Annotated in this window: 12 protein-coding genes; 9 read left to right on the top strand and 3 right to left on the bottom strand. The window is 64.8% G+C overall.

The features are described 5' to 3' along the window. Positions 1-375 precede the first annotated feature (375 nt). Entirely contained in the window at positions 376-3,186 is a 2,811-nt protein-coding gene (gene polA, locus KI243_RS00415) for a DNA polymerase I (RefSeq protein ID WP_212810325.1), read from the bottom strand. A 74-nt stretch (positions 3,187-3,260) separates the two neighbouring features. On the opposite strand from polA, the gene KI243_RS00410 reads away from it, so the two are divergent. After that, positions 3,261-3,551 (top strand): DUF2782 domain-containing protein, encoded by a 291-nt coding sequence (locus KI243_RS00410; RefSeq protein WP_212810324.1) that lies wholly within the window; start codon positions 3,261-3,263, stop codon positions 3,549-3,551. Between the two features lie 58 nt (positions 3,552-3,609). Then, a complete protein-coding gene (locus KI243_RS00405) occupies positions 3,610-4,560 on the top strand; it encodes a homoserine kinase (protein WP_177087419.1) in 951 nt (316 codons plus the stop codon). A 205-nt stretch (positions 4,561-4,765) separates the two neighbouring features. Here KI243_RS00405 and KI243_RS00400 read toward each other — a convergent pair whose 3' ends face one another. Next, complete coding sequence (locus KI243_RS00400; RefSeq protein ID WP_177062076.1) at positions 4,766-5,695, bottom strand: zinc ABC transporter substrate-binding protein; 930 nt, start codon at positions 5,693-5,695, stop codon at positions 4,766-4,768. 59 nt (positions 5,696-5,754) lie between these two features. Here KI243_RS00400 and zur point away from each other — a divergent pair, with 59 nt between their 5' ends. Genes zur through KI243_RS00380 form a run of 4 tightly spaced genes read left to right on the top strand, consistent with a single transcriptional unit; the run spans position 5,755 to position 8,560 of the window. Further along, the gene (zur, locus tag KI243_RS00395) at positions 5,755-6,237 is read left to right on the top strand and encodes a zinc uptake transcriptional repressor Zur (RefSeq protein ID WP_042936988.1); all 483 of its coding nucleotides are present in this window, start codon (positions 5,755-5,757) and stop codon (positions 6,235-6,237) included. Beyond that, complete coding sequence (gene znuC, locus KI243_RS00390) at positions 6,237-7,025, top strand: zinc ABC transporter ATP-binding protein ZnuC (RefSeq protein ID WP_017129207.1); 789 nt, start codon at positions 6,237-6,239, stop codon at positions 7,023-7,025. The genes zur and znuC overlap by 1 nt, the downstream gene beginning before the upstream one ends. Continuing rightward, positions 7,018-7,806: a zinc ABC transporter permease subunit ZnuB gene (znuB, locus tag KI243_RS00385; protein WP_212810323.1), complete on the top strand. Its 789-nt coding sequence runs from the start codon at positions 7,018-7,020 to the stop codon at positions 7,804-7,806. Before znuC ends, znuB begins: the two co-directional genes overlap by 8 nt. A gap of 37 nt (positions 7,807-7,843) precedes the next feature. Beyond that, the gene (locus tag KI243_RS00380) at positions 7,844-8,560 is read left to right on the top strand and encodes a PA5502 family lipoprotein (protein WP_017129209.1); all 717 of its coding nucleotides are present in this window, start codon (positions 7,844-7,846) and stop codon (positions 8,558-8,560) included. 292 nt (positions 8,561-8,852) lie between these two features. Here the strand turns inward: KI243_RS00380 and katE are convergent, their stop codons facing one another. Beyond that, the gene (gene katE, locus KI243_RS00375; protein WP_103032996.1) at positions 8,853-11,006 is read right to left on the bottom strand and encodes a catalase HPII; all 2,154 of its coding nucleotides are present in this window, start codon (positions 11,004-11,006) and stop codon (positions 8,853-8,855) included. Between the two features lie 239 nt (positions 11,007-11,245). On the opposite strand from katE, the gene KI243_RS00370 reads away from it, so the two are divergent. The 3 genes from KI243_RS00370 to KI243_RS00360 all read left to right on the top strand — a co-directional run bounded on the left by KI243_RS00370 (position 11,246) and on the right by KI243_RS00360 (position 13,784). Further along, complete coding sequence (locus KI243_RS00370) at positions 11,246-12,253, top strand: methionine ABC transporter ATP-binding protein (RefSeq protein ID WP_017129210.1); 1,008 nt, start codon at positions 11,246-11,248, stop codon at positions 12,251-12,253. Continuing rightward, positions 12,253-12,927 (top strand): methionine ABC transporter permease, encoded by a 675-nt coding sequence (locus KI243_RS00365; RefSeq protein ID WP_017129211.1) that lies wholly within the window; start codon positions 12,253-12,255, stop codon positions 12,925-12,927. Before KI243_RS00370 ends, KI243_RS00365 begins: the two co-directional genes overlap by 1 nt. A gap of 83 nt (positions 12,928-13,010) precedes the next feature. Then, on the top strand, positions 13,011-13,784 hold the full coding sequence (locus KI243_RS00360) for a MetQ/NlpA family ABC transporter substrate-binding protein (protein WP_177087412.1): 774 nt from the start codon (positions 13,011-13,013) through the stop codon (positions 13,782-13,784). Positions 13,785-13,860: the final 76 nt, after the last annotated feature.

Below are 13,860 nucleotides of genomic sequence, written 5' to 3'. Positions count from 1 at the left end.
ACGCAGCCTGGGCGCACCACAGGTCGTTCGGGACAAAAAAAACCCCGGACTTCGTATGGGGAGGGGAAGTTCGGGGTCCAAGTTCCGGACCGCTAGGGCGGGGTCCAGATATCTGCCAACACTTAACACAACATAGGAGCATCGAAGGGCTTCACCAGCCATTCAGTAACTCTGAGTCCGGTTTCACCGGTTTAGTTCCGAACTGTTTCAAAAACTATTTGGCATAGCCCCTGAACATTTCAGAACTAATGGCATTTCGATGCTGTTTCCGTAGGAGCCAGCTTGCTGGCGATGGCGTCCGGATGGGCGCCGCAAGGCTCAAGGGCCTCATCGCCGGCAAGCCGGCTCCTACAGGTGAGCGCGGCGTATCCGGGCTCAGTGCGCCTCGTCCCAGTTGTTGCCCACCCCGACTTCGACCAGCAACGGCACGTCCAGCTGCACCGCGCCGCTCATGTGCTCGCGGATCTTCTCGCTGACCTCGGCCACCAGGTCCTCACGCACCTCAAGCACCAGTTCGTCGTGCACCTGGAGAATGACCTTGGCGTCCAGGCCGGAACTGGTCAGCCAGTCGTCCACCTTGACCATCGCCTTCTTGATGATGTCCGCCGCGGTGCCCTGCATCGGCGCGTTGATCGCCGTGCGCTCGGCCGCCGCGCGCTCCTGGGGCCGGTTGGAGTGGATATCCGGCAGGTACAGCCGGCGGCCGAACAGGGTCTCGACGTAGCCCTGCTCCGATGCCTGGCCGCGGGTGCGCTCCATGTACTCGCGAACGCCTGGGTAACGGGCGAAGTAGACATCGATATAGGCCTTGGCGGTCTTGGTGTCGACGCCGATGTCCTTGCCCAGTTTCTGCGCGCCCATGCCGTAGATCAGGCCGAAGTTGATCGCCTTGGCGCTGCGCCGCTGGTCGGAAGTGACCTCGCCCAGCTCGGCCTTGAATACCTCGGCCGCCGTCGCCGTGTGCACGTCGAGGTTGTCGCGGAAGGCATTGAGCAGGCCTTCGTCCTTCGACAGGTGGGCCATGATCCGCAGCTCGATCTGCGAATAGTCCGCCGCCAGCAGCTTGTAGCCCTCAGGGGCGACAAACGCCTGGCGGATGCGCCGCCCCTCGGCGGTGCGCACGGGGATGTTCTGCAGGTTCGGATCGCTGGAGGACAGACGCCCGGTGGCGGCCACGGCCTGGTGATAGGAGGTGTGGATACGCCCGGTGCGCGGGTTGATCTGCTCCGGCAGGCGATCGGTGTAGGTGCTCTTGAGCTTGCTCATGGAGCGGTACTGCATCAGCACCTTGGGCAGCGGATAGTCGTCTTCGGCCAGCTTGGCGAGGACTTCCTCGGCGGTGGAGGCCTGGCCCTTGCCGGTCTTCTTCAGCACCGGCAAGCCGAGTTTCTCGTAGAGAATGACCCCCAACTGCTTGGGCGAGCCGAGATTGAACTCTTCACCGGCGATCTCGAACGCCTGGCGCTCCAGCTCGACCATCTTGTTGCCCAGCTCGATGCTCTGGACGCCCAGCAGGTCCTTGTCCACCAGGGCACCCTGGCGCTCGATCCGGGCCAGTACCGGCACCAGCGGGATCTCGATATCGCTGAGCACGCTGGCCAGGCTCGGAATGGCGGCCAGTTGCTCATGCAGCGCCTGGTGCAGGCGCAGGGTCACGTCGGCGTCTTCCGCCGCATAGTGGCCGGCCTGTTCCAGGGGAATCTGGTCGAAGGTCAGTTGCTTGGCGCCCTTGCCGGCGATGTCCTGGAAGCTGACGGTGTCGTGGTCGAGGTACTTCTTCGCCAGGCTGTCCATGTCGTGACGGGTCGCGGTGGAATTCAGCACGTAGGATTCGAGCATGGTGTCGAAGGCAATGCCGCGCACGGTGATGCCCTGCGACGGGTCGCCGCCGATGGCGCAATTGGCCAGGATATTCATGTCGAACTTGGCGTGCTGGCCGACCTTGAGCTTGTCCGGGTCTTCCAGCAGCGGTTTCAGCGCCAGCAGCACGCTGTCACGGTCCAGTTGCTCCGGCACGCCGATATAGGAGTGGGTCAACGGGATATAGGCCGCTTCATTGGCCTGCACGGCAAAGGAAAGCCCGACCAGCTGCGCCTGCTGGGCGTCGATCCCGGTGGTTTCGGTATCGAAGGCGAACAGCCTGGCGTCCTTGAGCTTCTGCAACCAGACATCGAAGCGGGCCTGGTCGAGGATGGTTTCGTACCGCGGCTCGCCGGACACCGGCTCCACCGCTGCGACCGCGCCCGCGGCGGCCGGCTCGGAGGCTGTCGGGGCGGACTCGGCAACGGCCTGCAGTTCGGCGCGCTTGGCTTCGCGCTGCAACTCGTCGATCCAGCTCTTGAACTCCAGCGTGGCATACAGCTCGGCGAGCTTTTCCCGGTCCGGCTCGCCCAGGTGCAGGTCCTCCAGGCCGATATCCAGCGGCACATCGACCTTGATCGTCGCCAGCCGGTAGGACAGGAAGGCCATTTCTTCATGTTCGAGCAATTTGGCCGGCAGGGTTTTCGCCCCACGGATCGGCAGGGTCGGCACCAGGTCGAGGTTGGCGTAGAGCTCCTTGAGGCCACCGTTGACCCCCACCAGCAGGGCGACGGCGGTCTTCTCGCCCACGCCCTTGACCCCGGGGATGTTGTCGGAAGAGTCGCCCATCAGCGCCAGCAGGTCGATGATCTGCTCGGGAGCGACGCCAAACTTCGCCTTCACGCCAGCCACGTCCATGGACGTTTCGTTCATGGTGTTGACCAGGGTAATGTGCCCGTCGACCAACTGCGCCATGTCCTTGTCGCCGGTGGAAATCACCACCGGGCGGTCCGCCGCCGCGCTGCTGCGGGCGAGGGTGCCGATCACATCGTCGGCCTCCACGCCTTCCACGCACAGCAGCGGGAAGCCCATGGCACGGACGCTGGCATGCAGCGGTTCGATCTGCACGCGCATGTCATCGGGCATGCTCGGACGGTTGGCCTTGTAGTCGGCGTACATCTCGTCGCGAAAGGTCCCGCCCTTGGCGTCGAACACCACGGCAAACGGGCTGTCCGGGTACTGCTTGCGCAGGCTGCGGAGCATGTTCAGGACGCCCTTCACCGCGCCGGTCGGCAGACCTTTGGAAGTGGTGAGCGGCGGCATCGCGTGAAACGCGCGGTAGAGGTACGAAGAACCGTCCACCAGGACGAGAGGGGCTTTGCTCATGAGCACGATCAACCTTTTCGGCGGGTCCGGCGCTAGAATAGCGGGACCGTTGACGACAAAGGGACAAGGTTATCATGCGCACGCTCAATCGCCTGTTGTTGGCCGGCCTGTTTACGATCACTCCGCTGGCGGCCATCGCCGCGGATGACGCACCCTCGGCCGATCCGGAAGTCACCATCCGCACGGAAGGCGATAAAGTCATCCAGGAGTACCGGCAAAATGGCTTTCTGTACGCCATCAAGGTCACCCCCAAGGGTGCCCCGCCTTACTTCCTGGTACGCGCCGACGGAAGTGATGCAAACTTTATCCGTTCGGACCAGCCGGATATGCTGATTCCGTCATGGAAGATCTTCGAATGGAAATAGCCCTTTAACCTTGATCGGCGCCGGCTCAATCGCGGCGCCCGTACTGGCAGTTCTAACCATGTCTGTGTTCACCCCCCTGGCTCGGCCTGAGCTGGAAACCTTTCTCGCCCCTTACGGGCTCGGTCGCTTGCTCGATTTCCAGGGAATTGCCGCCGGTAGCGAAAACACCAATTTCTTTATCAGCCTGGAGAAGGGCGAATACGTCCTGACCCTGGTGGAGCGCGGGCCGGTCCAGGAAATGCCGTTCTTCATCGACCTGCTGGACGTGCTCCATGGCGCCGACCTGCCGGTGCCCTACGCCCTGCGCACCACCGATGGCGAGGCCCTGCGCGAGCTGGCCGGCAAGCCGGCGCTGCTGCAACCGCGCCTGGCCGGCAAGCACATCAAGCAGGCCAATGCCCAGCATTGCGCGCAGGTGGGCGAACTGCTCGGCCACCTGCACCTGGCGACCCGCGACAGAATCCTCGAACGTCGCACCGATCGCGGCCTGGACTGGATGCTCGAAGAGGGCGCCCAGTTCATGTCGCACCTGAGCGCCGAGCCCCAGGCCCTGCTGCAGGCGGCACTGGATGAGATCACCCGGCTCAAGGCGCAGATCCTCGCCCTGCCACGGGCGAACATCCACGCCGACCTGTTCCGTGACAACACGATGTTCGAAGGCACGCACCTGACCGGCCTGATCGACTTCTACAACGCCTGCTCCGGGCCGATGCTGTATGACGTGGCGATTGCCTTGAATGACTGGTGCTCGGACGACGCCGGCCAGATCGACGGCCAACGCGCCCGGGCGCTGCTGGGGGCCTACGCCGGCCTGCGGCCCTTTACCGCGGCCGAGGCCGAGTTGTGGCCGACGCTGCTGCGGGTGGCGTGCGTGCGTTTCTGGCTGTCACGGCTGATCGCCGCCGAGTCCTTTGCCGGACAGGACGTGCTGATTCACGATCCGATGGAGTTCCAGCTGCGCCTGGCGCAGCGGCAGAAGATCAGCACACCGCTGCCGTTTGCCCTGTAAAACCGTTCCCCTTGCCGGCGATGGTGCTCGATCAGGCGATGCAAGGCTCCAGGACCTCATCGCTGGCAAGCCAGCTCCCACAGGGCGTTGTGGCGAACACCGGATTGGCGGACGACACAGGCCTCCTGTAGGAGCCGGCTTGCCGGCAATGGCGGCCGATCAGGCGGTGCAAGGCTCCAGGGCCTCATCGCTGGCAAGCCAGCTCCTACAGGGATTCCAGGCAACCCGCCAGGTCGTTGCCGAGTTTCTCCAGCACCTGCTCGTAACCATGGGCAGCCGCCGGCGTATAACCGCCCAGGGCATCCAGCTCCGCCAGTTTCACCGGCAGGCCGGAGACCAGGGTCTCGGCCAGGCGCGGGCGCAACGGCGGCTCGCTGAACACACAGGTCTTGCCGACCTCCTGCAGGCGCGTACGCATCGCCGCGACATGCTGGGCACCGGGCTGCACTTCGGCGGCCACGCTGAACACGCCGGTGTGCTTGAGCCCGTAGGCGTCTTCGAAATAATCGAATGCCTCGTGGAAAACGAAGTAGGGCTTGTTGGCAACGCCGGCCAGGCGCGCTTTCAGACGCGCATCCAGCGCATCCAGGCGCCCGTCGAACGCCTCGACATTGTGCTGATAGCGCTGGGCGTTGGCCGGATCGGCCTTGCTCAGGTCGGCGGCCATGCGCGCGGCGATCACCCGCGCATTCACCGTCGACAGCCACAAGTGTGCATCCAGCGAACCCGGGCGGTGGTCGTGGTCGTGCTCATCGGCGTCTTCGGCATGGGAATGGCTGTCTTCGGCGAAACGGCGCAGCTTCATGCCCGGCAGGTCCTGCACCGCCACGGTCGGCAGGCTGCGGCCCTTGAGCACCCGTGGCAGAAAGCTTTCCATGTCCGGCCCGATCCAGTAGAGCAGGTCCACCGACTGCACCTTGCGCACGTCGGAAGGCCGCAGCGCGTAGTTGTGCGGCGAAGCCCCCGGCGGCAACAGCACCTCGGGCGTGTCCACGCCGTCCTGCACCGCGGCGGCGATCAGTTGCAGGGGCTTGATGCTGGTCAGGACGTTGACCTGGGCCTGGACAGGGCCGATCACGAACAAACCGGCGCTTAAAGCGACAAAAAAGGTAAAAAGACGGGACACGATGGGCACTCAAGGCGGCAGGAACAGGTAACATAATAACGTCTCTCACAACAATCGTCGCCGCTCTCATGCCTAAAACACCCCTTGCCAGTCGTCCCCACGATCACTCTCACTGCGTGCACAGCGCGCTGTCCGAGGCCGATGCCCTGTGCGCACGGCAAGGCCTGCGCCTGACCGCCCTGCGGCGGCGGGTGCTGGAACTGGTGTGGCAGAGCCACAAGCCACTGGGCGCCTACGACATCCTCGCCGTGCTCAGCGAGCAGGACGGACGCCGCGCCGCGCCACCGACGGTCTACCGGGCGCTGGACTTCCTGCTGGACAACGGCCTGGTCCATCGCATCGCCTCGCTCAACGCCTTTGTCGGCTGCAACAATCCGGAGCACGCCCACCAGGGCCAGTTCCTGATCTGTCGCAGTTGCCACGCGGCCATCGAGCTCGAACAGAAGGCCATCAGCGACGCGATCATCCAGGGCGCCAGGGATGTCGGCTTCATCGTCGAGGCCCAGACCGTCGAAGTGGTCGGGCTCTGCTCGGGCTGCCAGGGGGCCTGATGAGCACTGCGCTGATTCGCCTTGAGCAGGTGGGCGTGACCTTTGCCGGGCAGAACGTGCTCGACAACATTCACCTGAGCGTCGAACCCCGGCAGATCGTCACTCTGATCGGCCCCAACGGTGCCGGCAAGACCACTCTGGTACGCGCCGTGCTCGGCCTGCTCAAGCCCGACCGCGGCAGTGTCTGGCGCAAGCCGAAGCTGCGGGTCGGCTACATGCCGCAGAAGCTGCACGTCGATCCGACCCTGCCGCTGTCGGTGCTGCGGTTCCTGCGGCTGGTGCCGGGGGTCGACCGTGCCCGGGCGCTGGCCGCCCTGGGCGAAGTCGGTGCCGAACAGGTGATCGACAGTCCGGTGCAAAGCATCTCCGGCGGCGAAATGCAGCGCGTGCTGCTGGCCCGGGCGCTGTTGCGCGAACCCGAGCTGCTGGTGCTCGACGAACCGGTGCAGGGCGTCGACGTCGCGGGGCAAGCCGAGCTCTACAGCCTGATCACCCGGTTGCGCGACCGCCATGGCTGCGGCGTGCTGATGGTCTCCCACGACCTGCACCTGGTGATGAGCACCACCGACCAGGTGGTCTGCCTCAACCGTCATGTCTGCTGCTCCGGCCATCCCGAGCAGGTCAGCGGCGACCCGGCCTTCGTCGAGCTGTTCGGCAAGAACGCGCAGAGCCTGGCGATCTATCACCACCATCACGACCACGCCCACGACCTGCATGGCGCGGTGGTCAGCGAAGAGGCCCCGGCGGCCCACGTCCACGTTCACGGAGATAGCTGCAAGCATGGCTGATTTTCTGCTCTACGCCCTGCTCGCAGGCCTGGCCCTGGCGCTGGTGGCGGGCCCGCTGGGCTCGTTCGTGGTCTGGCGGCGCATGGCCTATTTCGGCGACACCCTGTCCCACGCCGCCTTGCTCGGCGTGGCCCTGGGCTTTCTGCTGGATGTCAGCCCGACCCTGGCCGTGACCGTCGGCTGCCTGCTGCTGGCGGTGCTGCTGGTGACCCTGCAACAGCGCCAGCCACTGGCTTCCGACACGCTGCTGGGGATTCTCGCCCCCAGCACCCTGTCCCTTGGCCTGGTGGTCCTGAGCTTCATGCACGAAGTGCGCATCGACCTGATGGCCTACCTGTTCGGCGACCTGCTGGCGATCAGCAGCACCGACCTGGCCTGGATCCTCGGCGGCAGCGCGGCGGTGCTGGTGCTGCTGGTCAGCCTCTGGCGGCCGCTGCTGGCGATCACCGTGCACGAGGAACTGGCGACGGTCGAAGGCCTGCCGGTCGCGACCCTGCGCATGGCCCTGATGCTGCTGATCGCCGTGGTGATCGCGGTGGCGATGAAGATCGTCGGCGTGCTGTTGATCACCTCGCTGCTGATCATTCCGGCGGCGGCGGCCCAGCGTCATGCCCGCTCGCCGGAACAGATGGCCCTCGGCGCCAGCGTCCTGGGGATGCTCGCGGTATGCGGCGGGCTGGCGCTTTCCTGGTTCAAGGACACCCCCGCCGGCCCGTCGATCGTGGTCACCGCCGCCGGGCTGTTTCTGCTGAGTTTTGTCCTGTCACGCAGAGGGGTGTAGACTTGCTCGTTTTTTGCGCAATTAGAGAGTCGCAGGAATGAAGCTGTCCGCCTCCCGTTATCTGCTCCTTGTCGCATTTTCCCTGCTGTTGGGTGCGTGCCAAAGCACCCCGCCGGCCGCTACCGCAGTGCCCGATGCCCGGGCCACGGCGATTGCCGCGCTGGAGCAGAACATCAACAGCAACGAGCTGGCCACCGCCGAAGATCAACTGGCCGCCTTGCAGGCGCAGTCTGCGGACGACCCGCAGCTGGTGCCCTACCAGCGGCAACTGGCCGAAGCCTATCTGCAACGCAGCCAGATCGTGCTGCAGAAGGGTGACGTCAATGCTGCCGCCACCGCCCTGAGCCGCGCCCGGGCCCTGATGCCCAAGGCCCCGGCCCTGACCGGCGGGGTCAACGGCGCCATTGCCCAGGCGCGCAAGGCCGAGCTGGAGAAAGCCGAAGCCGCCCTCAAGGCCGCCGAAGCCAGGCCGGCTGCCCGGCTGATCGATCCCAGCGCCGAAAGCAGCACCATCGCCCTGAATATCCAGGACATCGCGCAACTGCGCAAACAGATGGATGCGCTGGCGGCGGACGTGGTCAATTACCAGTGCGCGGTCACCTTCCAGGTCCCGCGCACCCTGGATTACCCGTGGCTGGCGACCCTGCTGGAGAAACGGGTGAAGAAGCTCGACCCTGGCTTCGCCTTGCAGATGGACAAGCAGATCGACCGGCAGGTTCAGGCCCAGGTGGTCTTGAGCCCGCGCAAGCCCTGAGCCCTGCCCCGCCCATCCGGACGCCATCGCCAGCAAGCCGGCTCCTACAGGAGGTTTGTGTCGTCCGCCAAACCGGTGTTCGCCACAACGCCCTGTAGGAGCTGGCTTGCCAGCGATGAGGCCTTGGAGCCTCGCGTCGCCTGATCGACCGCCATCGCCGGCAAGCCGGTGTTCGCCACAACTCCCTGTGGGAGCTGGCTTGCCAGCGATGAGGCCCTGAAGCCTTGCATCGCCTGATCGGCCGCCATCGCCGGCAAGCCGGCTGCCACAGGACCGAGGCCTCACCCCGCTCTCAAGCCGGCACGGCCTTGGCCCGTTCCTCGCGCTCCCAGACCCGGTGCTGGGCCAGCGCCGCGACGAACGCCTTGAGCGTCTTGGCATCGCTGCCGACGATCAACCCCGCGTCCGCCTGCAGATGCAGGACCTCCAGCAACTGCTTCGCCTCTCCGTGCAGGACAATCGCCTTCAGGTGCTTGTAGGCCTCCAGCACGTAGTGCAGGGCCACGCCGTTACCGGCGAGGGCCTTGACCGACGCCGCGCCACCGGGCACGTAGACCCCGTCGAAGGCGACTGACGGCAAGCCTTCCATCGAACCATCCACCGCCAGGCTCTTGCCATCGGCCGTGGTCACCGGCGCCGACGTCGGCCCGAGCAGCCGGGCATGGGCGCCCTCTGCCGCCAGCAGCTTCTTCAGCGCCGCGATCGCCGCACCATCGACACCGTTGGCCGCCAGGATCGCCACCTTGCGCGTCTTGATATTCCCCGGCAGCAGGTTCGCCTGGCTCAACGCCGGCGACCGCGCCAGGTCGGTCTTGCGCGGCGTCACGGTGCCGCTTTTCGGCGCAGGCAGGCCGAGGTTGGCAGCGACACGCCCGGCCAGTTCCAGGTCGATATTGGCCAGGATCTCGTTGACCTGGCGGGCGCGGATGGCTTCCCGCTCGACCTTGCCCAGCTCAAAGCTGTAGGCGGCAATGATGTGTTCCTTCTCATGGCGGCTCATGCTGTTGAAGAACAGCCGCGCCTGGGAGAAGTGATCGCCAAAGGACTCGCTGCGCTGGCGGATCTTGGCCGCGTCGATCCGCTCCGGATAACTCTCGAAGCCGCCGTCACGGGCAGCAGGCGGGGTTTCCTTCGGCCAGCCGCCGTCGATCGAGTTGGGCTCGTAGGCGGCCCGGCCCCTGTCGATCACCGTGCGGTGCTGGGCATCGCGCTGGCTGCTGTGGAAGGGCGCCACGGGCCGGTTGATCGGGATCTCGTGGAAGTTCGGGCCACCCAATCGGCTGATCTGCGTATCGGTATAGGAAAACAGCCGGCCCTGCAGCAGCGGGTCGTTGGAAAAGTCGATCCCCGGCACGATATGCCCCGGACAGAACGCCACCTGCTCGGTCTCGGCGAAGAAATTGTCCGGGTTGCGGTTGAGCACCATCTTGCCCAGCGGCGTGATGGGCACCAGTTCCTCGGGGACCAGCTTGGTCGGGTCGAGGATATCGAAGTCGAACGCGTGCTCGTCCTCCTCGGCAATGATCTGCACGCCGAACTCCCACTCGGGGTAGTCGCCGCTTTCAATCGACTCCCAGAGGTCGCGGCGATGGAAATCGGTGTCCTTGCCCGCCAGCTTCTGTGCTTCGTCCCACACCAGCGAACAGGTGCCGACCGTGGGGCGCCAGTGGAACTTGACGAAACTAGAGCGGCCCTCGGCATTGATCAGGCGGAAAGTGTGCACGCCAAAACCCTGCATGGCCCGCAGGCTTTTCGGGATCGCCCGGTCGGACATGGCCCAGATCACCATGTGCGCCGACTCCGGCACCAGCGAGACGAAGTCCCAGAAGGTGTCGTGGGCCGAGCCCCCCGTGGGTATTTCGTTGTGGGGTTCGGGTTTGACGGCATGGACGAAGTCGGGGAACTTGATCGCATCTTGGATGAAGAACACCGGCATGTTGTTGCCGACCAGGTCGAAGTTGCCCTCTTCGGTGAAGAACTTCACCGCGAAACCGCGCACGTCGCGCACCGTATCGCCGGAGCCGCGCGGGCCCTGGACCGTGGAGAAACGCACGAAGACCGGCGTCTTGAGCGCCGGGTCCTGGAGGAAGCCGGCCTTGGTCAGCGCCCCATGGTTGCCGTAGCTCTGGAAATAACCATGGGCCGCCGTACCCCGGGCGTGAACGATGCGCTCGGGAATCCGCTCATGGTCGAAATGCGTGATCTTTTCACGCATGATGAAGTCTTCCAGCAGGGAAGGCCCACGGGCGCCGGCCTTCAGGGTGTTCTGGTTATCGGCGACCTTGACCCCCTGGTTCGTGCGCAAGGCCTGCCCGGTGGCATCCGAGCGGAAGGGCTCGAGGCTTTCGAGCTTGTCATTGCTGTTGCCGCGATCCAGGGTAGCGGTTCCCGCCAGCTGGCTCTTGGTGGCCGCGCGCTGGGTAGCAGGGGTTTTCTTGGTACTCATCAGACAGACTCCTCGTTTGCAGTCGCCCGGCCATACCGGACAATGGGGCGAGATTCGAGTTGCCTTAGGAGTGACTGCCGCCGATTTGCGCCGTTCCTTTTTTCTGACCATTGATCGCGTTATTGCCAAATGACAGGTTGAATGCGAAATAAATGCTAATCGCCTCTATACGGACAGGCTAAAATGCGCGCCCGGCTAACCGCTGACCCATTTCCATTGCGCCCCACAAGGTTCGCTACGTGATCGAGTTTCATAACGTCCATAAAACCTACCGGGTCGCCGGTAAGGATATTCCCGCCCTGCATCCGACGAGCCTGCGTGTCGAGGATGGCCAGGTGTTCGGCCTGATCGGTCATTCCGGCGCGGGCAAAAGTACCCTGCTGCGCCTGATCAACCGCCTGGAAGCTCCCAGCGGCGGTACGATCACGGTGGACGGTGAGGAAGTCACCGCCCTCGACGCCGGCGGCCTGCGGCGCTTCCGCCAGCAGGTCGGGATGATCTTCCAGCACTTCAACCTGCTGGCCTCCAAGACCGTCGCCGACAACGTCGCGCTGCCGCTGACCCTGGCCGGTGAACTGTCCCGTCGGGAAATCGACCAGCGCGTCGCCGAGCTGCTGCAACGCGTCGGCCTGTCCGACCACGCGAAGAAGTACCCGGCCCAGTTGTCCGGCGGCCAGAAGCAGCGCGTCGGCATTGCCCGCGCCCTGGCGACCAAGCCGAAGATCCTGCTGTGCGACGAGGCCACCAGTGCCCTCGACCCACAAACCACCGCGTCGGTCCTGCAACTGCTGGCCGAGATCAACCGCGAACTGAAACTGACCATCGTGCTGATCACCCATGAGATGGATGTGATCCGTCGGGTCTGCGACGTGGTCGGCGTGATGGACGCCGGGGTGATCGTCGAGCAGGGGCCGGTGGCCCAGGTGTTCCTGCACCCCAAGCACCCGACCACCCGACGCTTCGTGCAGGAAGACGAACAGATCGACGAAAGCGAGCAGCGAGACGACTTCGCCCATGTGCCGGGCCGCATCGTGCGCCTGACCTTCCAGGGCGACGCCACCTACGCGCCCCTGCTGGGCACCGTCGCCCGTGAAACCGGCGTCGACTACAGCATCCTCGCCGGGCGCATCGACCGCATCAAGGACACCCCTTATGGGCAACTGACGCTCGCCGTCACCGGCGGCGACATGGACGCAGCGTTCGCCCGCTTCACCGCGGCGGACGTCCATATGGAGGTACTGCGCTGATGGACCTGTTTCTGAGCTTTTTCGCCAATATCGACTGGGCGGATATCTGGGAAGCCACCGGCGACACGATGCTGATGCTGGGCGGCTCGCTGCTGTTCACCGTGCTGCTCGGCCTGCCGCTGGGCGTGCTGCTGTTCCTGTGCAGCCCGCGCCAGCTGCTGGAACACAAGGCGACCTATGGGGCCCTGGCCTTCGTGGTGAACGTGGTGCGTTCGCTGCCGTTCATCATCCTGCTGATCGTGCTGATCCCCACCACCGTATTCCTCACCGGCACGTCGCTGGGCGTGGCCGGTGCCATTCCGCCGCTGGTGATCGGTGCCGCACCGTTCTTCGCGCGCCTGGTGGAAACCGCGCTGCGGGAAGTCGATCGCGGCATTATCGAAGCGACCCAGGCCATGGGCGCGACCACCCGCCAGATCGTCTTCAATGCCTTGTTGCCGGAAGCCCGCCCGGGCATCCTGGCGGCCATTACCGTGACCACCATCACCCTGGTGGGCTACACCGCCATGGCCGGTGTGGTCGGCGCCGGCGGCCTCGGCGACCTGGCGATCCGCTATGGTTATCAGCGCTTCCAGAACGATGTCATGCTGGTGACCGTGGTCATGCTGGTGGTACTGGTCCAGGTACTGCAGACCATCGGCGACAAGCTGGTGGCACGCTTCTCCCGTAAATGACCATCGTCAATAAAAACACGCTTTAGCAACCTGGAATCAGCCGGCGTCACGTCGGCAGGTGCCTGCTCACATGGAGTCGTAAGATGAAAAAACTGCTTGCTGCCTTTGCCGCCGTCGCGGCGTTCTCCGCCCATGCCGCCGAGACCCTGAGCGTTGCCGCCACGCCGGTGCCCCACGCGGAAATCCTCGAGTTCATCAAGCCGACGCTGGCCAAGGAAGGCGTGGACCTGAAGGTCAAGGTCTTCACCGACTACGTGCAGCCGAACGTGCAAGTGGCCGAGAAACGCCTGGACGCCAACTTCTTCCAGCACCAGCCGTACCTCGATGAATTCAACAAGGCCAAGGGCACCCACCTGATCAGCATCGCTGCGGTGCACGTGGAGCCGCTGGGCGCCTACTCCAGCAAGTACAAGAAACTCGAAGACCTGCCGGGCGGCGCCACCGTGGTGATTCCGAACGACGCCACCAACGGTGGCCGTGCGCTGTTGCTGCTGCAGAAGGCCGGCCTGATCAAGCTGAAGGATCCGACCAACATCCTGTCGACGCCGAAAGACATCAGCGAAAACAGCAAGGACCTGAAGATCCGCGAGCTGGAAGCCGCGACCCTGCCGCGCGTGCTGACCCAGGTCGACCTGGCGCTGATCAACACCAACTACGCCCTGGAAGCCAAGCTCGATCCGTCCAAGGACGCGCTGTACATCGAAGGTGCCGACTCGCCATACGTGAACATCCTGGTGGGCCGCGAGGACGACAAGGATTCGGACGCCATGAAGAAGCTGGTCACGGCGCTGCACAGCCCTGAAGTGAAAGCCTTCATCCTCGAGAAGTACAAGGGCTCGATCGTTCCAGCGTTCTAAGCCACAGGCTGATACCCGGCCGGACAAAATACCCTGGGGGGCGATGAAGCCCTTCAGGACGCCACGATCGTTCCCA

This window comes from Pseudomonas sp. Ost2 (assembly GCF_018326065.1).
Lineage (GTDB): Bacteria > Pseudomonadota > Gammaproteobacteria > Pseudomonadales > Pseudomonadaceae > Aquipseudomonas > Aquipseudomonas gingeri.
The sequence above is the reverse complement of the archived record's forward strand: the minus strand, read 5'-3'. Positions and strand labels throughout refer to the sequence as shown.

Excerpts from the sequence above, each read along its gene's own strand:
- znuB (WP_212810323.1), top strand. The coding sequence starts at position 7,018 with ATGGCTGATTTTCTGCTCTACGCCCTGCTCGCAGGCCTGGCCCTGGCG.
- KI243_RS00360 (WP_177087412.1), top strand. The coding sequence starts at position 13,011 with ATGAAAAAACTGCTTGCTGCCTTTGCCGCCGTCGCGGCGTTCTCCGCC.
- znuC (WP_017129207.1), top strand. The coding sequence starts at position 6,237 with ATGAGCACTGCGCTGATTCGCCTTGAGCAGGTGGGCGTGACCTTTGCC.
- KI243_RS00410 (WP_212810324.1), top strand. The coding sequence starts at position 3,261 with ATGCGCACGCTCAATCGCCTGTTGTTGGCCGGCCTGTTTACGATCACT.
- zur (WP_042936988.1), top strand. The coding sequence starts at position 5,755 with ATGCCTAAAACACCCCTTGCCAGTCGTCCCCACGATCACTCTCACTGC.
- polA (WP_212810325.1), bottom strand. The coding sequence starts at position 3,186 with ATGAGCAAAGCCCCTCTCGTCCTGGTGGACGGTTCTTCGTACCTCTAC.
- KI243_RS00405 (WP_177087419.1), top strand. The coding sequence starts at position 3,610 with ATGTCTGTGTTCACCCCCCTGGCTCGGCCTGAGCTGGAAACCTTTCTC.
- KI243_RS00380 (WP_017129209.1), top strand. The coding sequence starts at position 7,844 with ATGAAGCTGTCCGCCTCCCGTTATCTGCTCCTTGTCGCATTTTCCCTG.
- KI243_RS00365 (WP_017129211.1), top strand. The coding sequence starts at position 12,253 with ATGGACCTGTTTCTGAGCTTTTTCGCCAATATCGACTGGGCGGATATC.
- katE (WP_103032996.1), bottom strand. The coding sequence starts at position 11,006 with ATGAGTACCAAGAAAACCCCTGCTACCCAGCGCGCGGCCACCAAGAGC.